General features: G+C 59.1%; 24 protein-coding genes. 10 read left to right on the forward strand and 14 right to left on the reverse strand.

The window, feature by feature from the left end:
• Window positions 1-31: 31 nt before the first annotated feature.
• A complete protein-coding gene (locus AB9L16_RS10905; protein ID WP_375123539.1) occupies window positions 32-2,665 on the forward strand; it encodes an excinuclease ABC subunit A in 2,634 nt (877 codons plus the stop codon).
• 123 nt (window positions 2,666-2,788) lie between these two features.
• On the opposite strand, the gene AB9L16_RS10910 is transcribed toward AB9L16_RS10905, so the two are convergent.
• The 6 genes from AB9L16_RS10910 to AB9L16_RS10935 are packed head-to-tail and all read right to left on the reverse strand — an operon-like array spanning window position 2,789 to window position 8,217.
• Window positions 2,789-4,732 (reverse strand): response regulator, encoded by a 1,944-nt coding sequence (locus tag AB9L16_RS10910; RefSeq protein ID WP_236169005.1) that lies wholly within the window; start codon window positions 4,730-4,732, stop codon window positions 2,789-2,791.
• The gene (locus AB9L16_RS10915; RefSeq protein WP_375123540.1) at window positions 4,722-5,597 is read right to left on the reverse strand and encodes a sensor histidine kinase; all 876 of its coding nucleotides are present in this window, start codon (window positions 5,595-5,597) and stop codon (window positions 4,722-4,724) included. Before AB9L16_RS10915 ends, AB9L16_RS10910 begins: the two co-directional genes overlap by 11 nt.
• Complete coding sequence (locus tag AB9L16_RS10920; RefSeq protein ID WP_375123541.1) at window positions 5,590-6,603, reverse strand: ATP-binding protein; 1,014 nt, start codon at window positions 6,601-6,603, stop codon at window positions 5,590-5,592. Before AB9L16_RS10920 ends, AB9L16_RS10915 begins: the two co-directional genes overlap by 8 nt.
• Entirely contained in the window at window positions 6,600-7,004 is a 405-nt protein-coding gene (locus AB9L16_RS10925) for an anti-sigma regulatory factor (RefSeq protein ID WP_016774465.1), read from the reverse strand. The genes AB9L16_RS10920 and AB9L16_RS10925 overlap by 4 nt, the downstream gene beginning before the upstream one ends.
• The gene (locus tag AB9L16_RS10930; RefSeq protein WP_056785183.1) at window positions 7,001-7,363 is read right to left on the reverse strand and encodes an STAS domain-containing protein; all 363 of its coding nucleotides are present in this window, start codon (window positions 7,361-7,363) and stop codon (window positions 7,001-7,003) included. Before AB9L16_RS10930 ends, AB9L16_RS10925 begins: the two co-directional genes overlap by 4 nt.
• 2 nt (window positions 7,364-7,365) lie before the next feature.
• On the reverse strand, window positions 7,366-8,217 hold the full coding sequence (locus AB9L16_RS10935; RefSeq protein WP_150741992.1) for an STAS domain-containing protein: 852 nt from the start codon (window positions 8,215-8,217) through the stop codon (window positions 7,366-7,368).
• A gap of 260 nt (window positions 8,218-8,477) precedes the next feature.
• Here AB9L16_RS10935 and AB9L16_RS10940 point away from each other — a divergent pair, with 260 nt between their 5' ends.
• The gene (locus AB9L16_RS10940; protein ID WP_110647015.1) at window positions 8,478-8,741 is read left to right on the forward strand and encodes a hypothetical protein; all 264 of its coding nucleotides are present in this window, start codon (window positions 8,478-8,480) and stop codon (window positions 8,739-8,741) included.
• A 56-nt stretch (window positions 8,742-8,797) separates the two neighbouring features.
• Here the strand turns inward: AB9L16_RS10940 and AB9L16_RS10945 are convergent, their stop codons facing one another.
• Entirely contained in the window at window positions 8,798-9,319 is a 522-nt protein-coding gene (locus AB9L16_RS10945; protein WP_056785185.1) for a DUF4142 domain-containing protein, read from the reverse strand.
• Between the two features lie 204 nt (window positions 9,320-9,523).
• Between AB9L16_RS10945 and AB9L16_RS10950 the strand changes: the two genes are divergently transcribed.
• The gene (locus tag AB9L16_RS10950) at window positions 9,524-9,778 is read left to right on the forward strand and encodes a DUF465 domain-containing protein (RefSeq protein ID WP_041478686.1); all 255 of its coding nucleotides are present in this window, start codon (window positions 9,524-9,526) and stop codon (window positions 9,776-9,778) included.
• A gap of 99 nt (window positions 9,779-9,877) precedes the next feature.
• Window positions 9,878-10,042 carry a hypothetical protein gene (locus AB9L16_RS10955; RefSeq protein WP_167351301.1) on the forward strand — a complete coding sequence of 55 codons (165 nt, stop codon included), beginning with the start codon at window positions 9,878-9,880 and terminating at the stop codon, window positions 10,040-10,042.
• A gap of 131 nt (window positions 10,043-10,173) precedes the next feature.
• Here AB9L16_RS10955 and AB9L16_RS10960 read toward each other — a convergent pair whose 3' ends face one another.
• The 3 genes from AB9L16_RS10960 to AB9L16_RS10970 form a co-directional block, all read right to left on the reverse strand.
• Entirely contained in the window at window positions 10,174-11,250 is a 1,077-nt protein-coding gene (locus AB9L16_RS10960; RefSeq protein WP_150635537.1) for an SMP-30/gluconolactonase/LRE family protein, read from the reverse strand.
• On the reverse strand, window positions 11,247-12,392 hold the full coding sequence (locus tag AB9L16_RS10965; protein ID WP_375123542.1) for an SRPBCC family protein: 1,146 nt from the start codon (window positions 12,390-12,392) through the stop codon (window positions 11,247-11,249). Before AB9L16_RS10965 ends, AB9L16_RS10960 begins: the two co-directional genes overlap by 4 nt.
• Before the next feature lie 111 nt (window positions 12,393-12,503).
• On the reverse strand, window positions 12,504-13,367 hold the full coding sequence (locus AB9L16_RS10970) for a LysR family transcriptional regulator (protein WP_375123543.1): 864 nt from the start codon (window positions 13,365-13,367) through the stop codon (window positions 12,504-12,506).
• Window positions 13,368-13,717: 350 nt separating this feature from the next.
• On the opposite strand from AB9L16_RS10970, the gene AB9L16_RS10975 reads away from it, so the two are divergent.
• The 5 genes from AB9L16_RS10975 to AB9L16_RS10995 all read left to right on the forward strand — a co-directional run bounded on the left by AB9L16_RS10975 (window position 13,718) and on the right by AB9L16_RS10995 (window position 17,048).
• A complete protein-coding gene (locus AB9L16_RS10975; RefSeq protein WP_252869548.1) occupies window positions 13,718-14,194 on the forward strand; it encodes an MbcA/ParS/Xre antitoxin family protein in 477 nt (158 codons plus the stop codon).
• Window positions 14,191-14,685 carry an RES family NAD+ phosphorylase gene (locus tag AB9L16_RS10980; RefSeq protein ID WP_016774476.1) on the forward strand — a complete coding sequence of 165 codons (495 nt, stop codon included), beginning with the start codon at window positions 14,191-14,193 and terminating at the stop codon, window positions 14,683-14,685. The genes AB9L16_RS10975 and AB9L16_RS10980 overlap by 4 nt, the downstream gene beginning before the upstream one ends.
• A gap of 183 nt (window positions 14,686-14,868) precedes the next feature.
• Window positions 14,869-15,396, forward strand: coding sequence for a PAAR domain-containing protein (locus AB9L16_RS10985; RefSeq protein ID WP_041478692.1), 528 nt, complete (start codon window positions 14,869-14,871; stop codon window positions 15,394-15,396).
• A 12-nt stretch (window positions 15,397-15,408) separates the two neighbouring features.
• On the forward strand, window positions 15,409-16,446 hold the full coding sequence (locus AB9L16_RS10990; RefSeq protein ID WP_375123544.1) for a hypothetical protein: 1,038 nt from the start codon (window positions 15,409-15,411) through the stop codon (window positions 16,444-16,446).
• 95 nt (window positions 16,447-16,541) lie between these two features.
• The gene (locus tag AB9L16_RS10995) at window positions 16,542-17,048 is read left to right on the forward strand and encodes a hypothetical protein (protein ID WP_130929838.1); all 507 of its coding nucleotides are present in this window, start codon (window positions 16,542-16,544) and stop codon (window positions 17,046-17,048) included.
• A 78-nt stretch (window positions 17,049-17,126) separates the two neighbouring features.
• On the opposite strand, the gene AB9L16_RS11000 is transcribed toward AB9L16_RS10995, so the two are convergent.
• Window positions 17,127-17,444, reverse strand: a complete 318-nt coding sequence (locus AB9L16_RS11000; protein ID WP_095179730.1) for an SCP2 sterol-binding domain-containing protein — start codon at window positions 17,442-17,444, stop codon at window positions 17,127-17,129.
• A gap of 63 nt (window positions 17,445-17,507) precedes the next feature.
• Window positions 17,508-18,218 (reverse strand): histidine phosphatase family protein, encoded by a 711-nt coding sequence (locus tag AB9L16_RS11005; RefSeq protein ID WP_252869341.1) that lies wholly within the window; start codon window positions 18,216-18,218, stop codon window positions 17,508-17,510.
• 204 nt (window positions 18,219-18,422) lie between these two features.
• Here AB9L16_RS11005 and sohB point away from each other — a divergent pair, with 204 nt between their 5' ends.
• Window positions 18,423-19,454, forward strand: a complete 1,032-nt coding sequence (gene sohB / locus AB9L16_RS11010) for a protease SohB (RefSeq protein ID WP_016774479.1) — start codon at window positions 18,423-18,425, stop codon at window positions 19,452-19,454.
• A gap of 65 nt (window positions 19,455-19,519) precedes the next feature.
• Here sohB and AB9L16_RS11015 read toward each other — a convergent pair whose 3' ends face one another.
• Together AB9L16_RS11015 and AB9L16_RS11020 are read right to left on the reverse strand one after the other, a co-directional pair.
• The gene (locus AB9L16_RS11015) at window positions 19,520-20,014 is read right to left on the reverse strand and encodes a DUF934 domain-containing protein (protein ID WP_041478697.1); all 495 of its coding nucleotides are present in this window, start codon (window positions 20,012-20,014) and stop codon (window positions 19,520-19,522) included.
• Entirely contained in the window at window positions 19,998-21,656 is a 1,659-nt protein-coding gene (locus AB9L16_RS11020; RefSeq protein WP_236168998.1) for a nitrite/sulfite reductase, read from the reverse strand. Before AB9L16_RS11020 ends, AB9L16_RS11015 begins: the two co-directional genes overlap by 17 nt.
• Between the last annotated feature and the right edge of the window lie 147 nt (window positions 21,657-21,803).

Here is a 21,803-nt window from a genome sequence, read left to right on the forward strand (position 1 = left end):
CGCTGCCCAGTTTTTCAATCAAGGCAGGCCGATGATTTCCAAGCGCAATTCCAAAGCACCCGCCGGCATGGTTCGCGTGCGCGGCGCCCGCGAACATAACCTGAAGAACGTTGATGTCGATATTCCGCGCGATGCGCTGGTGGTGTTCACCGGTGTCTCCGGTTCGGGCAAGTCGTCGCTGGCGTTTTCCACGCTGTATGCCGAGGCCCAGCGGCGGTATTTCGAATCGGTGGCGCCGTACGCGCGGCGGCTGATCGATCAGGTCGGCGTGCCGGATGTCGATTCCATCGAAGGACTGCCGCCCGCCGTCGCTTTGCAACAGCAGCGCGGCACGCCGAGCGCGCGTTCGTCGGTGGGCAGCGTGACGACGTTGTCGAGCCTGATCCGCATGCTCTATTCCCGCGCCGGGAGTTACCCGCCGGGGCAGCCAATGCTGTATGCCGAGGATTTTTCACCGAACACGCCGCAGGGCGCCTGTCCGGAGTGTCATGGACTTGGTCGCGTCTATGAAGTCACCGAAGCGCTGATGGTGCCGGACCCGAACCTGACCATCCGCCAGCGTGCAGTGGCGTCCTGGCCCTTGGCGTGGCAGGGGCAGAACCTGCGCGACATCCTCGTGACCATGGGCATTGATGTCGATATTCCCTGGAAGAAGCTGCCGAAAAAGCAGCGCGACTGGATTCTCTTCACTGAAGAGACGCCGACGGTGCCGGTGTACGCCGGGCTGACCCCGGAAGAAACCCGCGTCGCCCTCAAACGCAAAATGGAACCGAGTTATCAGGGCACCTTCACCGGCGCCCGGCGCTACATCCTGCACACCTTCACTCACTCGCAAAGTGCGCTGATGAAGAAGCGTGTTTCGCAGTTCATGCGCGGTAGCCCATGCCCATTGTGCGAGGGCAAACGGCTCAAGCGCGAGGCGTTGTCGGTAACCTTCGCCGGCTACGACATTGGCGAGTTGTCGCAGATGCCGTTGCTGCAAGTGGCCGAAGTGCTGCGGCCTGTAGCGGCGGCGAATTATCTGGAACAGGCCGAGGAGAGCGGCGACACCCTCAGCCATGCGCAAACCCGCGAGGCGCGTCAGCAGCGGGTTGCCCATGGCGCCAGCGGTCATGCCAGCGCACCGGACGTGCGCCACACGCCGAATCTGTCGCTGGAGAAACGCTTGGCGGCGCAGCGCATCGCTGAGGATTTGCTGGAGCGGGTCAGCACCCTGACCGATCTCGGCCTGGGTTATCTGGCGCTGGAACGCAGTACGCCGACGTTGTCGTCGGGCGAGTTGCAGCGTTTGCGCCTGGCCACGCAATTGGGTTCGCAGCTGTTCGGGGTGATTTATGTCCTGGACGAACCGTCTGCCGGTCTGCATCCGGCGGATGGCGAGGCGTTGTTCGAGGCATTGCAGCGCTTGAAGGCCGACGGCAACACGCTGTTTGTGGTCGAACACGATGTCGAAACCATGCGCCGTGCCGACTGGCTGATTGACGTCGGCCCGGCGGCGGGCGAAAAGGGCGGGCGCGTGCTGTACAGCGGTCCGCCTGCGGGACTTGCTGATATTGCAGATTCGCAGACCCGCGCTTATCTGTTTGCCGAAAACCAACGCCCTGAGCGCGCCGCGCGCAAGCCGAGCGGCTGGCTGAAGCTCGACGGCGTGACGCGCAATAACCTGAATAATCTTAGCGCCGAATTCCCCTTGGGCTGTTTCACCTCGGTGACCGGCGTATCGGGATCTGGCAAATCGAGTCTGGTCAGTCAGGCCTTGCTGGAACTGGTCGGCGCGCAGTTGGGCCGTCCAGTGGCCGAGGCCGAGTCGGAAGAACCGAGCCTGGAAGATGACACGCCGCCGCCCAGCACCGGGCAGATCAGCGCCGGCCTGGAGTCGATCAAACGGCTGGTGCAGGTTGATCAGAGACCCATCGGACGCACGCCGCGCTCCAATCTGGCGACTTACACCGGCTTGTTCGACAACGTGCGCAAGCTGTTCGCCGCGACACCTGAGGCACAAGCGGCGGGCTATGATGCCGGGCAGTTTTCTTTCAACGTCGCCAAGGGCCGTTGCGCCACGTGTGAGGGCGAAGGTTTTGTCAGTGTGGAATTGCTGTTCATGCCCAGCGTGTATGCGCCATGCCCGACCTGCCACGGAGCGCGGTATAACCCGCAGACATTGGCGATTCTCTGGCAGGGCTTGAGCATCGCCCAGGTGCTGCAACTGACCGTCGATGAGGCGGTGGCGGTGTTTGCCGAGCAGGCGGGGATTCGTCGTTCGCTGGAAGTGCTGCGCGATATCGGCCTGGGTTATCTGCGCCTGGGGCAACCGGCCACGGAACTGTCCGGTGGTGAAGCGCAGCGGATCAAACTGGCGACCGAGTTGCAGCGCAGCCAGCGTGGCGCGACCTTGTATGTACTGGATGAACCGACCACGGGATTGCACCCGAGAGATGTCGATCGGTTGCTGGAACAACTCGATACGCTGGTAACGGCGGGGCACACGGTGATTGTGGTCGAACACGAAATGCGCGTGGTCGCGCAGAGTGACTGGGTGATCGACATCGGCCCCGGGGCCGGCGATCAGGGCGGCAGGATTGTCGCCGCCGGCACACCGCAGAAAGTCGCGGCGAGCAAGAAGAGCAAGACTGCGCCGTTTCTGGCTCGGGCTTTGAGCCGATAACTGCAGCGCCTTGCTGGCCGCCATCGCTGGCAAGCCAGCTCCCACAGGAATTCAAGTTGTTGCCGAAAATCTGCGCACACTGATGCCCCCTGTGGGAGCTGGCTTGCCAGCGATGGCGCCAGTTCAGGCGCCATCCAGCGTACGGCGGACCTTGTCGAGCAGTTCGCTGATCTGGAACGGTTTGACCAGCATGTCCATGCCGGTGCCGAGGAAGACCTGGCGGTTGAGCGCGGTTTCGGCGTAGCCGGTCATGAACAGGATCGGCAGCCCTTCGTGCCAGCCACGGGCAACATCCGCCAACTCCCGCCCGCTCATGCGCGGCAGGCCGACGTCGGTCAGCAGCAGGTCGATCGACGGGTCGTTCTGCAAGCGCTCCAGCGCCGATTCGATATCCGCCGCTTGCGTGCAGCGATAGCCGGCATCCTCCAGCACTTCGGTGACGAACAAGCGCACCGTGGCCATGTCCTCGACGATCAGCACATGCTCGCCACTGCCTTTCGCGTCAGGCACGGGCACAGGTGCGTCGGCCCCGGTCGGGTCGTTGGTGCCGGGCAGCATGATGGTCACTTCGGTGCCACGTCGGGCGACGCTGCGGATGTGCGCGTCACCGCCCGACTGACGGGCAAAACCGTAGATCGTCGACAGACCGAGCCCGGTGCCCTGGCCCAAAGGCTTGGTGGTGAAAAACGGTTCGAACACCTTGTCGATCACGTTGTGTTCAATGCCGGTGCCGTCGTCGCGTACCGACAGCGCCACGTACGCGCCATCGGCCAGATTCGGATCGCCATGGGAATAAGCGGCGTAAGTATTGACCCAGATATTGCCGCCCGAGGGCAGGGCATCACGGGCGTTGATCACCAGATTGAGCACCGCGCTTTCCAGCTGCACCGGGTCGACCAGCGCAATCGCCGGTTTGTTGGTCAGTTCCAGCTTGAGGGTGATGCGCTCACCGATGGTGCGCACCAGCAATTCTTCCAGCGAGCGGACATGCTCGTTGATGTCCACCGGCCGTGTATCGAGCGGCTGCTGGCGGGCAAATGCCAGCAGACGATGGGTCAATGAGGCCGCGCTCATGGCTGAGTTCAGCGCTGCTTCGGTATAGAACTGCACCTTGTCCAGACGCTCATCGGCCACGCGTTTTTGGATTAGTTCCAGGCTGGTGATGATCCCGGTCAGCAGGTTGTTGAAGTCGTGGGCGATACCGCCGGTGAGCTTGCCCAGCGCATCCATTTTCTGCACTTGCAGCAATTGCGCTTCGGCATGCACGCGTTCGGCGACTTCCTTGGCCAGCTGCGTGGTGGTGTCATCCAGCCGCGCCAGATGCGAGCGCTCGCGATGGCGGTGTTCGGTGACGTCCTCGACGAACACCAGACTCAGTTCCGGGGTGCGATACGGCGAAATCTGCCATTGCGTCTCGCGAATCTCGCCCTGCACACGCATGTTCAGCGTGCCTTTCCAGCGCTCGCCGTCGACCAGACGCAGACGCAGTTCGTCGAGGATCGAGCATTGATCTTCGGCAAAGCATTCACGCAGCGCCTGCGCGTCGCGGTTGTCGACGATCAACTGGGCAAAGGCGTGGTTGCATTCATGCACTTTCAGATTGGCATCGAGCACGGCGATCGGTGCCGAGACGTTGGCGAAAATCTCGCGGAAACGTGCCTCGCTCTCGCGCAGGGCATTTTCCGTGTCGCGCACCCGCAGCAGGGTACGCAGGGTCGCCAAGAGCACATCGGGGTCGACCGGGTGAATCAGATAGGCATCGGCACCCGCGTTGAGACCAGTGATGATATCGCCGGTCTGGATCGACGCCGCTGACACATGAATCACTGGCAGCAGCGCGGTGCCCGGGTCGGCGCGCAGCAGGCGGACGATGTCGAAACCGCTCATGTCCGGCAGGTTGACGTCGAGGATCAACGCATCGAGGGCTTCGCTCTCGATCAGGGCCAGTCCGTCGCTGCCGGTGCCGGCTTCGAGCACCGTGTAGCCATGGTTCTCCAGGCGCCGGCGCAGGGCGTAACGGGTGGCGACGTTGTCATCGACGATCAACAGGCGGATGTCACGATTCATCGACGTTCTCCAGAGCGATTGCCAGCGGGATGATGACAAAGAACGTCGAGCCGACGCCCGGCCTACTGTCTACCCCGACTTCACCGCCGAGCAGGGCGGCGAAACGCTTGCACAGTGACAGACCCAGACCGGTGCCGCGCAGACGTTTCTGCAATGGCGAATCGACTTGGGAGAAGTCTTCGAACAGCGTGTCATGCAGTTCGGCCGCGATGCCGATGCCGGTGTCGCTGACGGCAAAGCGCACTTTGTCTTCACCTTCCATTCGCGCCGATACCCGCACTTCGCCACGGGTGGTGAATTTCAACGAGTTGGAAATGAAGTTGCGCAGGATCTGCCCGAGCTTCTTGTCATCGGTATACAGGCGCGGCAGGCCCAGCGGCTCTTCGAAGATCAGATCCACCGCCGAGGCGTCGACGATAGGCCGGAACATCCCGCGCAGGGCGGAGAACAGGTCGAACATGTCGAACCAGGCCGGCGAGATGCTGATGCGCCCGGCTTCGATCTTCGCCAGATCGAGCAGGTCATCAACCATGTCGCTGAGCTCGCGGGCAGCGGTGCTGACGAAGGCTACCTGCTTGTGCTGTTCAGGGCTGAGCGGACCGTCGAGTTCGTCAGCGAGCAGACTGTTGATGCTCAGTATCGAGCCCAGCGGCGTGCGGAATTCATGGCTCATGTACGACAGGAAACGGCTCTTGAGATCCGATGCCTGACGCAGTTCTTCGGCCTGATTGTCGAGCTCGGCGTACAGCGCCAGAACACCTTGGTTGGTTTCATCGAGTTCTTCGCGCAGGGCAGTGGTTTCGCGCTGCAACTGAGCGATGAGCGCCGCCTGTTCGGCGTGGCTCAAGTGAGTCGATTCAGCCATGGTCGGCCTCCAGAGCCACGACCAGCACCGTCACGTCATCGCGACCACGGCAAAAGTCGCGGTGCAGGACGCTGGCTATCACGGCAGGATGGCGATGCACCAGGCCGGGGTAGTCTGCAAGATTCCAACGGGACTGTAGGCCGTCGCTGTACATGATCAATAAATGTCCGTTCACGTGAGCATAGTCAAAGGGTTTGGCTTTACGGTACTGGCCGCCAACGATACCGGGGTGTGAGGCCAGACCGCGGGATTTGCCAGGCTCCAGCAGACTGGCGCCGATGTTACCGACACCGGCGAACGTCAGGCCGTCGCGCTGGCTGTCAAACTGGGCGAACGCCACGGCGCCACCGCGCGTGCCGAGCATTTCCTGATGCAGGTCTTCCATCAATACCACAGGATCGGCGAACGGTGCCCGGGCGAATGCCCGGGCACCGGCCAGGCCAGCACGTTCGGCGTCTTCGCCATGGCCGAGGCCATCGACCACCAGCGCGCTGATCCGCGAACCTTCATATTTCAGATGCCAGACATCGCCGCAGGCCGGATCGGCATGCAGCGAATGCTGGCTGACCCCGAAGCGGATATCGGCCTGCCGATCGCTGCGGGCAAAGATCCGCGCCAGCAACACCGCGCCACGGTGGTCGGCGTAGACATCGAAGACATTGGTCTGCCGCGATACGGCGCCGAGGCCGATGCCCTGCGTACCGCCAGTGGAAAAGCCATCCGCCAGACAGGCATCCAGATCAAAGCCCTGCGCCCGATCCACGGTCTGCATTTCGATGCCGAAGCCGTTATCCGGCCGAGCCAGTACACGCAGGTGAAATTCACCACGCTGGGCATGCTTGAGCACGTTGCTCGCCAGTTCGGTCGCGACCAGCGCCACGCGGCCGGCATCGTTTTCGTCGAAGCCATGCTGCTCGGCGAGTTTCTGCGCGGTGCGCCGCGCGTGGCCGATCTGGCTGCTGTCCTCGATCGGCAGAACCTGGGTCAACGACCCGGTGATATTCATGTCCATCGTGTGATCGTAATGCGCGTGCCTTTGCCGGGCTCAGTGTCGAGTTCGAATTCATTGACCAGGCGCTTGGCGCCAGTCAGGCCAAGGCCCAACCCGCTGCCGGAGGTCCAGCCGTCGGTCATCGCCAGTTTGATGTCGGGGATGCCAGGGCCTTCGTCGCGGAAGGTGATGCGCAAACCGACCCGGCCGTTTTCCTCGAGAATCTGCCAGTCCATGTCGCCGCCGCCGCCGTAGACCATGGTGTTACGCGCCAGCTCACTGACAGCGGTCACCAGTTTGGTCAGGTCGATCAGGCGCATGCCACATTCGGTGGCGAGTTTGCGCGTGGTCTGGCGGGCCAGCACTACGTCCTGTTCAATGAGAATGGGTTGCGTACCGCTACTGCGCACGGTCATTGTGCAAGTACTCGTTCCCGCAGCAGTTTCATCCCGCGTTCGACGTTCAGGGCGGTGCTCACGTCTGGCAAAGTCATGCCCAGCTCAACGAGCGTGATCGCCACTGCCGGCTGCATGCCGACCAGCACGGTTTTGGCGTCCATGATTTTCGACAGCCCGGAAATGTCGCCGATCATGCGCCCGATGAACGAATCGACCATATCCAGCGCCGTGATGTCGATCAGCACGCCCCGGGCGGATGTCCGGCTGATGCGCTCGGACAGATCGTCCTGCAGGGTCAGGGCGAGTTGGTCATGCATGTCGACCTGAATGGTCACCAGCAAGATATCGCCCATTTGAAGAATCGGAATACGTTCCATGGTCAAGCCGTCTTGACGAGGCTGACACCCAAGCGGGTCAGGGCCAGTTTCAATGCATCGGCCAGGTTGGCCTTGGTCACTACGCCTTGCAGATCCAGACCCAGGTGAACGATGGTTTGCGCAATCTGTGGACGCACGCCGCTGATGATGCAATCAGCGCCCATCAGGCGAATTGCGGTCACGGTTTTCAGCAAGTGCTGGGCGACCAGAGTGTCGACGGTTGGCACGCCGGTGATGTCGATGATGGCGATTTCCGAACCGGTGTCGACGATGCGTTGCAGCAGCGATTCCATGACTACTTGGGTGCGCTGCGAATCGAGGGTGCCGATCATTGGCAGGGCGAGGACGCCATCCCACAGCTTGACCACCGGAGTCGACAGTTCCAGCAGCTCTTCCTGTTGACGCTTGATCACCGCTTCGCGGGATTTCTGGAAGGTGCCGATGGTGTGCATACCGACGGTGTCGAGCAATTCGGAGATTTCCAGCAATTGCTCGGCAAGCAGTGCTGGCTGGTCCTGATAATGGTTTTGCAGCAGGGCGAACAACGGGCCTTTCAGGGCAAAGATGAAATTGGCGGTTTGCTGGGAATCCTGGCCGAGCAGGGCGCGGCTCTGCGACAGCTTTTCAAGGAACTGACGGGTATCCTCCCAACCCGCAGCGGCAATCTTGCTGCCGTTGCCGTTTTCCAGACCCGCCAGGAGCAGGCCCAGCAAGTCGCGGGTTTGCTGAGCGAGGTCGTGTTCCTTGAGGTTGCGTGTGGCGCCGCTGGCTTCGAGGCGTTTGGTCCACTCGCTCAACAGCTGAGTCTGGTTGTTCTTGATTGCTTCAACTGTGCTGTTCTGCAGTGCTGCCATGTGCGTGTCGCTCCGTTACGTATATGGGCCGGCTCGGCGAAATGACCGGCGCGATTTGACTGACATTTACCGCTTGAAATAGTTGTTCAGCTAGCGATGAATTTTTCTGCCTGCCGCGTCGAACGCCCCGGTAACTCTAGTCGGCGTGGCGGCAGGCAACGATCTTTTGAACGAATCTACGGCGTCAGGCTTCGAATCTGCATGCCCGACGTTTTCCAGTCGTGCTGGAAGAAGGAGGCAGGACTATGAATGAGGTGGATATGAACGAGCAAGCGCCGCAACAGCAAAATCAGTCCTCAGAGTCAATTAACCGCAACGACCCGGCCATCGACCCGCAAACGCCGGGGCAAAATACTCCCGCGCCGGTTGAAGAAGGGCAGGCGGACAGCGCGGCTGCCGAGGTCGATCAAAAGCAGCATCACAACGACAACAGCAACGATTTCAGCCCCGGCTTCAAGCCTGACCCGGACCGTCCTGAACCGGGCGAAAGCACTGACGCCGATATCGACACCGATGGTGGTTGATCGCTGAAACGCAAAAAGGCCGCATCGAAGGATGCGGCCTTTTTATTGCCGGCCGGTTACTTGCTCGGATGTTTGGCTTGCAGCTCTTTGGCGTGGGCCAGGTGTTTTTCCAGCGCTGGCAGCATCTTCTGCGCGAACGCTTTCAGCTCAGTAGCGCCCTTGGCCTTGTCATCGGTCACGGTGTTCGCCTGCTTCTTGAACAGCTCGATGGTCTCTTCGTGAGCCTTGACCTGGTTGTTGGCGTAGGCCGCATCGAAGGATTCATCGCGCATGTCGAGAATTTTTTCCTTGGCTTGTTTGACCAGGGTGGTGTCGTCAGGGACTTCGATGTCATTGGTGGTCGCGATCTTCTTCAGCTCTTCATTGGCCTTGGTGTGATCAGCGATCATTTGGTTAGCGAAGGCTTTGATGTCGGCTGACTGGCTTTTTTCCAGTGCCAGCTTGCTGGTTTCGATTTCGGCGATGCCACCAGCGGCGGCATTGTCGACAAAGTCGTTGTCGGTTGCGGCAAAGGCGCTGCCCATGCCGGCAGACAGTGCAACAGCCAGAGCGAGATGACGCAGGTTGAATCCGTCCATTGGGTATCTCCACGCAGGTTTTTGTGAGCGTTATCCAATGGAGCGAGCGCAGACGCCAAAGGTTTTATCGCATTTACGACAGGGCGACGAACGGCAACCGCTGGTCTGACAGGGAGTCGACAGAAGTCATCGGGCAAGGCCATGCTGATAATGAGTCAGCGCATCGGTCGCGCTGGTTGTCGATCAAATTGATGGAGGTGTTTCATGCCGGTTTCACATGATCTGTATCAGGACCTGGGCTGCAAGAAGGAAGAGATCGAGCAAAAACGCTCCGAGGATCCGAAGCTGGATTCGCTGCTCAACAAGTATTTCGACGTGGATAAAGCCGTGGTCGAAGCCGAGAACGCCCAGTCAGACGCCCCCACTGACGACGAATTGAAAAAGCTCAAAGAGAAGCGCGTGATCGTCAAGGAACAGATCGTTGCTCAACTCGCCGGGCAGCCGCTGACGGGACAGTAGTCCCCCGACCCGTGGTCATTTTCTGAAGGGAACGGCTACGGCCAATGGCACCTCCAATGTGCAGAGTCTGCAAACCATCGACTCTTTGCGAGGTGCCTTATGAACGACCCCAAATTCCCCAGTGAAGAGCAGGGTGGTTTCGACCCGATTCCTACCCGTCCTGAACCGAACAGCCCGGCGCATACCACTGCGCATCCGGAAAAAACCGTGAAGGAACTGCCGGAGGATGAAGATCCGGACAAGTTCGACCGGTCCGGCAACTGACAGACCGCTATCGCTGGCAAGCCAGCTCCCACAGGTTCATCTGGTGAACACATATTTGGAGTTCACACGGACACTGTGGGAGCTGGCTTGCCAGCGATATCGTCGGTCCATACGGTGAAAATTTTTCTGTTTTACTTAAGCGCCGCATCCAACCCCATTCGCCCCATATGCATGGCCTTCAACGAGCCGAAATACAACCACTGCCCATACTCGCGCACCGTGGTAATCGGCGAATAATTGCCTTCGCTCGCGTCCTGCAGATTGGCAATCACCTTGCCGTCCAGATCCAGTCCCAGCACAAACCCACGCTTTTCGACAGGCTTGGGTAAAACCGTCAAAGCCCGCACGATCATCTTACGCACGAACGGGTGTTCAGCGGTGCCATCGAGCAAGGCATTGCGCGGCGCATACAGCGCTACCCAAAAGCGATTGCTGCCATTGAACGAGAGGTTGTCCGGAAGCCCCGGCAAGTTGTCGATGAACACATCATGGGTACCGGCCTTCGGCCCGCTCAGCCAGTAGCGACTGATGCGGTAAGCACCGGTCTCGTTGACCAGCACATAGGCCTCGTCCGGACCAAGAGTGACGCCATTGGCAAACTGCAACTTGTCGAGCAAGACGCTGGTCTTGCCGGTTTGAAAGTCGTAGCGAAGCAGACGTCCGTCGGCGCCGTGCTCAATGATCGCCTCGCCGTCATGACCATAGCCCCAACGGCTCGAGGCATCGCTGAAGTAGGCGTAGTGGCCTGACTTGTCGACCGCTACATCATCGGTAAATCCAAATGGCACGCCGTTGGCCTCGGTGGTCAACGGAATCACGCGGCCCTGCGCATCCAGCGACAGCAAGCCTTTGACCGCATCGGCAACTACCAGCATGCCATTCGGATGACGGGCCAGGCCCAGTGGACGGCCACCGGTGTCGGCCAGGACCTTGCGCTGCGTACCGTCGAGGCTGCTACGGATGAGCCTGCCGTCATGCAATCCGGTGATGAGGAATTCGTCTTCCAGTAGCAACGCCTCAGGCCCTTCAATGTCGCTCGGCCCGACCTTCGCCACAGCTTTGAGGCGCTGGTTGTCCGCGTAGATCCCGTCTTTCAATGACGGCGCCAGTGGCGGCGTCCAGGCGACCGGTTCGACCTTGGTCGGCAGCAACAACAAGAAGGCGATGACGAGAACGATCAGCAGGCACAGCACATAACGTAATTTCACGCGCTGGCCCTCGCCGCGCCGATAAACTGCGCAGCCATGTCGCGCAGGGCGAGCATGGATGCGGCAGATTCGCGCTCGATGCGCCGCTTGAGCAGCAGGCGATTGGCAAGACGCATGAGCAAACCGTCAAAGCGATATTCCAGCGTGCGCACGAAACGCGTGCCGCCAGCCTCCGCTGAGCACTCGTAAGTCAACCGCAGGGACAAGCCCTGATCACTTTGCGCGCGTGCGCACCAGCGCCGGCCCGGCAGATATTCAGTAACCTCCCAACGCAAGTGACCGGCACGTCCGCCGGCATGGATGTCCTCTTCGAAACGTGCACCGGCATGCAGTGGACCTTGCGCACCGGCAATCTTCAATGAGGAGGGATGCCAGTCCGGCCAGTGACTGACGCTGGCGGCATAAGCCAGCACGGCGACCGGTTCGCCGGCGATATCGATCTGGTGCTGCATGCGCGTCGTGGGCATTTGCGAATCACTCAAAGGGGCGGGTTCCGGCTCGCGGTACAGCGTGCCGAACAGGTAGTCCATCAAGGGCAGAACGATGTTGAAATTGCGCTCCTGCATGCGCTCGCGGCGGTGATGCAGTTCGTGCAGACCGCGCATCTGGCGAATCCACGGCAAACGAGTCAACGGATTCTGCGGTGGCAGATGTTCACAGGCATGGAATACCTCATAGAGCAGATAACCGAGCACCATGCACCCGGCAAACAGCCCGGCGACATTGGCGTTGACCTGCGCGAGCAGCCACCAGAGGGGCAGGGTGATCAATAGCGTATGAATGACGATCAGCCAGGCTGGAAACAGAATCACTCGCCAGTCCCGCGCGCTGTCGTAGGTCATATGGCCGGGGGTGAAAAAGCTGTGATGGTCGCCGGCATGTCGTGCGTAGAACATCTTTGCGAAAGCTTTTTTGTGATGGCCTAAATGACGATGGACCATGTACACGCCGAAGTTGAACAACAACAGGCTCAGCGGCACTGTCAGCCATTCCAGCCAGCTCACTGAATGCACCGTGCGCCAGAACGCAGCGACGGCGAAAATGCCGAACAGCAACACGAACGCGCCATGCAACCACGGGTTGTATAAAGGATGAATGGCCGCACGGTAGCGGCTGCGGAATGCCTCGGTGGTCTGCCTCAACGCTTTCACCTGCGGGTATTGTTGTTATACCCGGCAGATTAGCCGATCCGCTGACTTGTGCAGGGCGAACCTTGCGGCCTTAAGCGCCATGCTCTGGACTGAAGCTGCCCGTCAGCTCAACGGGTTCCAGCGCTGCGACCAGTCGTCATCGGTGCGGATCACCTCGCGCAACAGATCGAAGGCCTGTTGCAGCACTGCCGAGTCGCGATCGCGGGAATACACCAGATAGGTCGGATAACCGAATTCCGGGGCTTTGGTGACGGCTTCCAGCGCGCCGGTCTCCAGATAAGTGCGCACGACCCGGGTACGGAAATAACCGCTGCCACCATGTTCGAGGATGTATTGCAGGGCCAGCGGGCCAAGGTTGAAGCTCAGCGCGGCTTTGGCTTTTTCCGGCAGGGCGGCGTCGTGCTGACGACGAAAGTCCGGTCCCCAATCGATGTAGACGTAAGGCTCCGGACGCTCGGGCGCGCGCACCAGAATCAGTTTTTCCTCCAGCACTTGCTCGACCTGCAATCCCGGCCAGTATTCCGGTTGATAAACCAGCGCCGCATCGAGCACACCGAGTTCGAGCTGACGCAAAAGATTTTCGCCGTCGCGAATTTCCATGCGCAGTGCGTGGCCGGGGATTTTCTCCCGCAGTCCCGCCGCCCAACTGAGCATCAGCGGGTTGCACAGGCTGACCTCACCGCCAATGTGCAGAACGTTGTGATAACCCTCGGGCAGCGGCAAGTCGCGGCGCGCGGCTTCCCAGGTCTGCACCAGTTGATTGGCGTAGACCACGAACGCTTCGCCATTGGCCGTCAACTTCGCCCCGGCGCGATTGCGCACGAACAGCGTACTGCCCAGCTGGCCTTCGAGTTTCTGCACCCGTGCGGTGATCGCCGTTTGTGTGACGAACAGCTTCTGCGCGGCGGCGGCAAGACTGCCGTGGCGGACGATTTCGAGGAAAGTGCGGGCGAGGTCGATGTCCATGGGGCGGGGCCGATATCTGAAGGTGGAGCGCATTGTAAGTCAAAAGTCCCTCTCCCCAACTTGAAAGCCACAACGGATTAAACCGCTGAAAATTCCGTTTAAGTCCTACGGAAACAGGAGCGTTTTGATCAGATGAGGGGATATTTCTGACGACTTTTTCAGGTTGGTCGTCGGACGCCGGATCTATAGGATCAGTCCTGACATTGAAGTCATCGAGCGCACAGATCGCTCTGGACCTGGACAAAGGATGGACTATGCGAATCCCACTGATTGAAAGCCATACGCCTGCTTACTCGCCTCGTCATTACTGGCGCGACGACCGCGCGAGATGCCCCTCGGAGGACGTTGCCATGCCGAGCGCCAAAGTGCCCCGGCTCACGGGCTTGAAGAAGCTTGAGGGCAAACCTCTGGAATTGCTGTTGCGAGGGCAGGACACCGGCGACGATCCGATGCTCATTCTGCGCTGCACAGCCGAAGGATTTGCGCTGCTCGATGTGGTCAACATGATCGCAACCTCCGAACTGTACCAACAGGGAGAGATGGTCAAACGTATCACCGGCAAATCTGTGAGAACCGTGCGACGTCTGCTCAAGGAAGGCGCGTCGGTGCGCCTGGACACGCCGCAGAGCATCATCGCCTACCAATATGCGGCAGCGCTGGAGCTGGCCATCGAGGTGTTCGGGCGACAGGCCAAGGCCGAATCATGGCTGGAGCAACGCGCCACTTACTTCTACGGTTATGTGCCGCTCGATCTGGTTGGAAATGCGTTGGGCTTCAGGATGGTGGAGGAGTATCTGAACCAGATCAAATACGGGGTTTATCAATGAATCCCTTGCCCTGGGATGATCGCTGGTACGCGTGGCGGCTGGATCGCGAGGTGTACAGCGAGACCTGGGACAGCGGCCTGGGGTCGAAACGGGACGGCGGTCGCTGGAATACCCCTGGCCGCAGAGTCGTTTATGCGTCGGTCGACCCATCCACGGCAATTCTGGAGGTAGCCGCCCACGGCAGCTTCGATGCACTTGATCAGGAGCCCTATGTATTGACCTGTTTTGAAATCACCCACGACGCCAGCGTCAGAATCGTGCAACCGGAAGATGTGCCCAATCCGCATTGGCTCACGCCGATCAAAACCTCGCCCAACCAGCGAAAGTTTGCCGACGCACTGCTGGCTGAACATCCATTTGTTCTGGTGCCTTCGGTGGCCACCCGACACTCGTGGAATTTGCTGGTGAGTTGCGATCTGGCGGAAGGTCAGTTCAGGATGGTTTCGCAAGAGCGGTTTGGGCTGGATACGCGGTTGTTGCAGGAGGGTTGATCGGATTTGTGTGGGCCTGCGAATCCGACACGACAATTTCCAGGTTCCGGGAGCGATCAAGGGCCGATGAGTCGCTGCCAGCTACATTCGCGGCGGCTCGCATTCTACGTCTGGATTGAAGCTTTCAACCAATATAAAGATCCGGTACATTTCGCGCCCACGCTTACTACAAGGAAGTTAAAGATGGCAAAGCCTGCCGCTCGACTCAGCGATCTTAATGCATGCCCGATCACAGGCCATGGCACCAATCCCAGTAACAGCGGTTCCGGTGATGTAAACATCAATGGAATGCCAGTTTTGCGTGTCGGAGACACCACAGCGTGCGGAGATACTGTCACCGAAGGCATCAGCAATATTTTGATCAATGGCAAGCCTATTGCTTTCTTGGGCAGTGCAACGGCCCACGGAGGCATGATAATCACGGGCTCTGGCGACGTTTTTGTCGGCACCCAGGTCGGTTCCGCACCTTTCTCCCCGATTATCACTGTTCCTAAACACAGCGAGCGCTTCCAACTGGTTGATGAGGCCACTGGCGAAGCTATTCCCGACATGCTCTATTGCATCGAAACGGGTGACGGGCAGCGTCTCGTCGGCCATACCGATAGTCATGGTAACGCCGCGCGAGTGTTTACGGCCAACCCGACTTCGATAGTTGTGCAGTGGGGTAAGGAAGCCGCCGCCCATCTCGATGCGCTCGGCCTAGATTACTAAGGGAGGTGGCAGGTGGCAGCCCCCAAAAAGAATCAAGCTCGAACAAGCGATCAACATACAACGACCCAAGTGAAAGGTACGCTGGCACAGGATTACGTAACGGTTGTGGGTGCGTCTTACATGTCCCTTTATGAAAAGGTTCGTGGCCAGAAGGGCAACAAGATGCGCTTTATCAATCAGGGTATCCGCCAACTCACAAAGTATCCAATCGGCACTCCAAACTTCACAATCCAGCGTGTATTTCTGATTTTCAAAAATGACTATCCGGAGAACTTGCTGACGGCTTTGAAGGACGTTGTCGAAAATCAGCACGGGGCCCAGTACCGAGAGATGGACTCGATATCCGGTCTTGTGGATTTCATCGCAGCTCGGCAACGCCGCGGGCGCGAGATCAAACAGCTCGACTTTTTTTCCCATGGTGTGGTGGGCAGTATCGAGTTGGGCTACGAGCTGGATAAAAACGATAGCTACCGTCTGCGTGATGCACAAGCGAGTATGTTCAAGCCCGAAGCGTTTGCCTATGGTGCGAAAATTCACTCCTACGCTTGTCGCACAGGTTTGGGTATCGATGCCGACTTCAAGGTCAATGAAACAGAAGATCCTCATTACGAGCGCAGCCTGGCGCAGATTCTTGCTAATGCTACCCGGACCACCGTGTGGGCATTTCCAAGACGCAGCAACTACGACACGACTTATGGTACTGCCGCGGAACGGGGATCTGTGCCGGGAATTCGTGAAAGAGAAGCAGCTGATGGGCGAGCGATGCGGAATTATTTGAGTCGAAAAACCGCTTATGAACGAAAGCTGATCGAACATCGCAAGACCCTCAAAGACCCAACGGCGCAATTACCTGATGAACAGGCGCCGCAGGCGCCGACGCCAACAGTCTCTGAAGAAGAGCGCAATTTGCTGGCGCACGATGACAGCCGAGCATTGTATGAACGAAAGATTGGATTTCCGCTGGATGCCTTAGGCGCACATCGTGACGTTCGATCAGGTGATACACCGGACGGCGTACCCAAACACCTGCTTGCCTATAAACCGCTATGACGCTCCTGAAGTTTATAGGCAAACGTCACGTCTTATGTGTCTTGTTGATTGCTGTCAGCTTTGCAGGACTATTTATTTACGCCAAGGAAGCCCAGATGCCAGCCAAAGTAATGATGTATTACGGCCCGTGGAGTCCGGAAGAAAACCGTTTCGACGCCAGCCGGTGGTTCAGTTCAGGTATGTATCGCCCGCGTCTCATGGGTACTCCGCCTGAAGAGAGCCCAGTGACCATGCTGCGCAATAGGCCTGAAAGTTTGCGACATATTGAGAATGATGTTCTCTTGACAGAAGCGTTATTCGCTGTAGGGCGGCAGTTTCCGAAGTTGGACACCGAAGACCTCATTCTGAATACGCCGGACCTGCACCGCCAGATACGGTATGCCTATAGTTCATTTGCCGAGCCTGACAGGCCGGTGGATTCCTATTGGCTTTTCATCACGTTTGCAAACAAGACCGTGGTCGTTACGATCGATTGGGACGTGACAGAAAAGAAACTCCTGCCCCGCTCGATGGCTTCGAATCTGATCGAAAAAAGTGATGAAGAGGCGGCATACCTCCAGGTAAAAAAAGAGCTTGATGGGACGGCTTCAGCCAAGCGTTAACTCACGTTGCCATGTCTTCAATGGTTGAAACGACAAATCCCGCCAATAAGCGGGATTTGTGTTTTACCAAGAAGCTTCTTACGAAGGGAACAGCTCGGACAGTTTCATCGACAGCATCATGTCGCCTTCAACGCGCAGCTTGCCGCTCATGAAGGCCTGCATGCCGTCGGTCTCGCCGCTGACGATACCTTTCAGGGTTTCGCTATCCAGCACCAGCGTGCAGTTGGCGTCCGGGTTTTCGCCTTCCTGAATGTTGCAGGTGCCGTCTTTGACGATCAGTGCGTATTGCTTGTCTTCGTCGGTGATTTTGAAACCGAAGACCAGATCCAGACCGGCAGCGGCGGCTGGGTTGAACTTGGCTTGCATTGCTTTTACGGCATCAGCTACGGAGGTCATGGTTCGATCCTTTCTTGGTCATGGGAGCTGGGTGGTTACAGCCAGGGTCACAGTAAGCCGGACTCAGCGAAAAGTGATGAGTTCCGGGGCCTTCAGCAGTTGCAGGTGTGCGTGACTGTTGAAGGAAGCCAGAGCCACCTCGCGACCACGAAACTTCAGTTGGTTGAGCGAGGTGTTGACGATTTGCCAGTTCAATTCAAAGGCCTGCCTGGCAGGCATTTGCGTAATCAGATGGAGCAGGGCAGTGATGGTGCCGCCGGAGGTAAACACGGCGATTTTCTGGTTCTTTTCTGCCAGATCGAGGATGCGGTGCAGCCCGGCCTGAACCCGTTCGACGAAACCCAGCCAGCTTTCCAGTCCGGGTGTGTCGTAGGTGCCGGCAAGCCAGCGCTCGACGATCAGGGCGAAGATGCGCTGGAATTCACCGCGGTTCTGCGCGGCGTTGCGCAGGATGTCGAGGGCTTCCGGCTCTTCCGGCAGCATGGCCGGGAGCAGGGCGCGGATCACCGCGTCGGCGTCAAATTCGTTGAAGGCGGAATCGGTTTCGAGGACTGGAACCGGCAGGCCTCTGGCGCTGAATTGCTCCAGTGCACTGGTGGCCGTGTGCTGTTGGCGACGCAGGTCACCGGCAAGGCAACGATCGAAGCTGATATCAAGGTCGGCGAGGTGCTGGCCGAGAATTTCTGCCTGACGCACACCGGTCGGCGACAGGACATCGTAATCGTCTGCACCAAAGGAGGCCTGGCCATGTCGTATCAAGTAGATGCTGCCCACGTCCGCGTCGTCCCGGTACGTTGAAGGTCAGGCGAGGTTATGAGGATGGCGTAAGGCTGTCAATGAAAAAACATACGCTTGTTTGAAATGCCCGTTACAGGCGTGTTGCCAGAGGTTTCACGGCTGGCCGACGAGCCGACGCATGGGTATGCTGGAGCCATTCCGCGTGTGATACACCGTCACGCATTGCTTTGAGGAGTCTCTGTGGATTTTTTCACCGAATACGCCAGCTTCCTGGCCAAGACCGTCACACTGGTGATCGCCATTCTGGTGGTGCTCGCCAGTTTCGCCGCGTTGCGCAGCAAAGGCCGGCGCAAATCGGCAGGGCAGTTGCAGGTCAGCAAGCTCAACGATTTCTACAAGGGGCTGCGTGAACGCCTTGAGCAGACCTTGCTCGACAAGGATCAGCTCAAGGCATTGCGCAAGGGCGAAGCGAAAACGGAAAAAAGCGCGAAAAAACAGAAGAACAAGCCTGAGACCAAATCCCGGGTGTTCGTGCTCGACTTCGACGGCGATATCAAGGCTTCCGCCACCGAGAGCCTGCGCCACGAGATCACCGCACTGCTGACCCTGGCCACGCCGAAGGACGAAGTAGTCCTGCGTCTGGAAAGTGGCGGCGGCATGGTGCACAGCTACGGTCTGGCGTCGTCTCAACTGGCGCGAATCCGTGATGCGGGCGTGCCACTGACCGTTTGTATCGACAAGGTCGCAGCCAGTGGCGGTTACATGATGGCCTGCATCGGCGACAAGATCATCAGTGCACCGTTCGCCATCCTCGGTTCGATCGGCGTGGTCGCGCAATTGCCTAACGTCAATCGCCTTTTGAAGAAGCATGACATCGACTTTGAAGTGCTGACCGCAGGTGAATACAAACGCACCCTGACCGTGTTTGGCGAAAACACCGAAAAGGGCCGCGAGAAGTTCCAGGAAGACCTCGACATCACTCATCGCTTGTTCAAAAACTTCGTGGCGCGGTACCGCCCGCAACTGGCGATCGATGAGGTGGCGACCGGTGAAGTGTGGCTCGGTATCGCTGCGCTGGAAAACCAACTGGTGGATGAGCTCAAGACCAGCGATGAATACCTGGCGCAGAAAGCCAAACAGGCTGAGGTTTATCACCTGCACTACGCCGAGCGTAAAAGCCTGCAGGAACGCATCGGCATGGCCGCCAGCGGTTCGGTAGACCGCGTGCTGTTGAGCTGGTGGAGTCGTCTTACTCAGCAACGTTTCTGGTAAACACCAGGCATAAAAAAACGCCGGTCAATGACCGGCGTTTTTGTGTCCGCAATAAACCCGCTGGCTTAGCGCCGACGGAACAGCGGCAGCGGTTCGTCACTGGCGGCCTGGTAGGTCACCGAGAAGTCCTTGAGACCTTCCAGTGCTTCGTACGGGTCTTTATCCGCGCGAATGGCAAAGGCGTCGAAGCCACAGCGGTGCATGTAGAACAGCTGGTCCCGCAGCACGTCGCCAATCGCGCGCAGCTCGCCTTTGAAACCATAACGGTCACGCAGCAGACGGGCATTGGAGTAACTGCGGCCATCGGTGAACGCCGGGAAATTCAGCGCGATTACCTGGAACTCACCGACGTCTTCACCGATTTCTTCGGCTTCCTCGTCAGCATCCAGCCACACGCCCAGACCGCCGTCGCGGGCCTTGAGCATGCGGCTGTGCTCGCGCCACAACTGCAGAGGAACGATCAGATCGTCGCAGTTGCTGATCTCATCGATGTTGAAATCCTTCGGCAACAGGTGCCAGGTTTCGTCGACGACTTCGTTGTTCTTAATGATTCGCTGCATAGACGCGTTCCTTGAAGAGGTCGATGCCAATACGCTGATAAGTGTCGATGAAGCGCTCGTCTTCGGTACGTTGTTCAACGTACACGTCGATCAGCTTCGAGATCACGTCAGGCATGGCTTCCTGTGCGAAGGACGGGCCGAGGATCTTGCCCAGGCTCGCATCACGGCTGGCGCTGCCGCCGAGGGAAACCTGGTAGAACTCTTCGCCTTTCTTGTCCACACCGAGGATGCCGATGTGGCCAACGTGGTGGTGACCGCAGGCGTTCATGCAGCCGGAGATGTTCAGGTCCAGTTCGCCAATGTCGAACAGGTAATCCAGGTCATCGAAACGGCGCTGGATCGATTCGGCAATCGGGATCGATTTGGCGTTGGCCAGCGAGCAGAAGTCACCACCGGGGCAGCAGATGATGTCAGTCAGCAGGCCGATGTTCGGCGTGGCGAAACCGCTTTCACGCAACTCGCCCCAGAGGGTGAACAACTGGCTCTGCTCGACATCGGCGAGAATGATGTTCTGCTCGTGGGAGGTGCGCAGTTGACCGAAGCTGTAGCGCTCGGCCAGATCGGCGACGGCGTCGAGCTGCTTGTCGGTAATGTCGCCCGGGGCAACGCCGGTCGGCTTCAACGACAGCGTCACAGCGACATAGCCCGGTTTTTTGTGCGCCAGGGTGTTGCGGCTGCGCCAGCGGGCGAAACCCGGATGCTCTTTGTCCAGATCGGCCAGTTGCGCGGTCTGGTTGTCGAGGGTCTTGTAGTCCGGATCGACGAAGTGCTTGGCGACGCGATGCAGTTCAGCCTCGGTCAGCGTGGTCTGGCCACCGCGCAGGTGCTCCATTTCCGCGTCGACTTTCTGCGCGAACACCTCAGGGGTGAGCGCCTTGACGAGGATCTTGATCCGCGCCTTGTATTTGTTGTCGCGACGGCCGTAGCGGTTGTACACCCGCAGGATGGCGTCGAGATAGCTCAGCAGGTCTTGCCACGGCAGGAATTCATTGATGAATGCGCCAACCACCGGCGTACGACCGAGGCCGCCGCCAACCAGCACGCGGAAGCCCAGCTCGCCAGCAGCGTTATGGACAGGTTCCAGACCGATATCGTGGACTTCAATGGCTGCGCGGTCACTGGTCGAACCGTTGACGGCGATTTTGAATTTGCGCGGCAGGTAGGCGAATTCCGGGTGGAACGTGGTCCACTGACGGACGATTTCGCACCATGGACGCGGGTCGATCACTTCATCGGCGGCGACGCCGGCAAACTGGTCGGTGGTGACGTTGCGCAGGCAGTTGCCGCTGGTCTGGATGGCGTGCATCTGCACGGTCGCGAGTTCAGCAAGGATGTCCGGGATGTCTTCAACCGCCGGCCAGTTGAACTGCACGTTCTGCCGCGTACTGATGTGGGCATAGCCCTTGTCGTAGTCGCGGGCGATCTTCGCCATCATGCGCACCTGGCGCGAAGTCAGCTGGCCGTAAGGCACGGCCACGCGCAACATCGGCGCGAAACGCTGGATATACAGGCCATTTTGCAGGCGCAGGGGGCGGAATTCTTCTTCGCTCAGCTCACCTGCCAGATAGCGTCGGGTCTGATCACGGAACTGCTTGACGCGGTCCTCGATGATCCGCTGATCGTACTCGTCGTATACGTACATATAAGTCCTGTTCTCAGGCTTGGGCTTCTCGGAAAACGCTGCGTTTTCGCTTGCTGGAGTCCGATGTTGCCTCTGCAATTCTGCGCGCACGGCCGCGCACTCCGTCACGGAGCCGGGGCAATATACCCGTTTGCAGTTATGCGCAAA

Origin of the sequence: Pseudomonas sp. LW8, from assembly GCF_041956865.1 — a bacterium.
GTDB lineage: Bacteria > Pseudomonadota > Gammaproteobacteria > Pseudomonadales > Pseudomonadaceae > Aquipseudomonas > Aquipseudomonas siliginis.

Excerpts from the sequence above, each read along its gene's own strand:
- AB9L16_RS10905 (WP_375123539.1), top strand. The coding sequence starts at position 32 with ATGATTTCCAAGCGCAATTCCAAAGCACCCGCCGGCATGGTTCGCGTG.
- AB9L16_RS10910 (WP_236169005.1), bottom strand. The coding sequence starts at position 4,732 with ATGAATCGTGACATCCGCCTGTTGATCGTCGATGACAACGTCGCCACC.
- AB9L16_RS10915 (WP_375123540.1), bottom strand. The coding sequence starts at position 5,597 with ATGGCTGAATCGACTCACTTGAGCCACGCCGAACAGGCGGCGCTCATC.
- AB9L16_RS10920 (WP_375123541.1), bottom strand. The coding sequence starts at position 6,603 with ATGAATATCACCGGGTCGTTGACCCAGGTTCTGCCGATCGAGGACAGC.
- AB9L16_RS10925 (WP_016774465.1), bottom strand. The coding sequence starts at position 7,004 with ATGACCGTGCGCAGTAGCGGTACGCAACCCATTCTCATTGAACAGGAC.
- AB9L16_RS10930 (WP_056785183.1), bottom strand. The coding sequence starts at position 7,363 with ATGGAACGTATTCCGATTCTTCAAATGGGCGATATCTTGCTGGTGACC.
- AB9L16_RS10935 (WP_150741992.1), bottom strand. The coding sequence starts at position 8,217 with ATGGCAGCACTGCAGAACAGCACAGTTGAAGCAATCAAGAACAACCAG.
- AB9L16_RS10940 (WP_110647015.1), top strand. The coding sequence starts at position 8,478 with ATGAACGAGCAAGCGCCGCAACAGCAAAATCAGTCCTCAGAGTCAATT.
- AB9L16_RS10945 (WP_056785185.1), bottom strand. The coding sequence starts at position 9,319 with ATGGACGGATTCAACCTGCGTCATCTCGCTCTGGCTGTTGCACTGTCT.
- AB9L16_RS10950 (WP_041478686.1), top strand. The coding sequence starts at position 9,524 with ATGCCGGTTTCACATGATCTGTATCAGGACCTGGGCTGCAAGAAGGAA.
- AB9L16_RS10955 (WP_167351301.1), top strand. The coding sequence starts at position 9,878 with ATGAACGACCCCAAATTCCCCAGTGAAGAGCAGGGTGGTTTCGACCCG.
- AB9L16_RS10970 (WP_375123543.1), bottom strand. The coding sequence starts at position 13,367 with ATGGACATCGACCTCGCCCGCACTTTCCTCGAAATCGTCCGCCACGGC.
- AB9L16_RS10975 (WP_252869548.1), top strand. The coding sequence starts at position 13,718 with ATGCCGAGCGCCAAAGTGCCCCGGCTCACGGGCTTGAAGAAGCTTGAG.
- AB9L16_RS10980 (WP_016774476.1), top strand. The coding sequence starts at position 14,191 with ATGAATCCCTTGCCCTGGGATGATCGCTGGTACGCGTGGCGGCTGGAT.
- AB9L16_RS10985 (WP_041478692.1), top strand. The coding sequence starts at position 14,869 with ATGGCAAAGCCTGCCGCTCGACTCAGCGATCTTAATGCATGCCCGATC.
- AB9L16_RS10995 (WP_130929838.1), top strand. The coding sequence starts at position 16,542 with ATGCCAGCCAAAGTAATGATGTATTACGGCCCGTGGAGTCCGGAAGAA.
- AB9L16_RS11000 (WP_095179730.1), bottom strand. The coding sequence starts at position 17,444 with ATGACCTCCGTAGCTGATGCCGTAAAAGCAATGCAAGCCAAGTTCAAC.
- AB9L16_RS11015 (WP_041478697.1), bottom strand. The coding sequence starts at position 20,014 with ATGCAGCGAATCATTAAGAACAACGAAGTCGTCGACGAAACCTGGCAC.
- AB9L16_RS11020 (WP_236168998.1), bottom strand. The coding sequence starts at position 21,656 with ATGTACGTATACGACGAGTACGATCAGCGGATCATCGAGGACCGCGTC.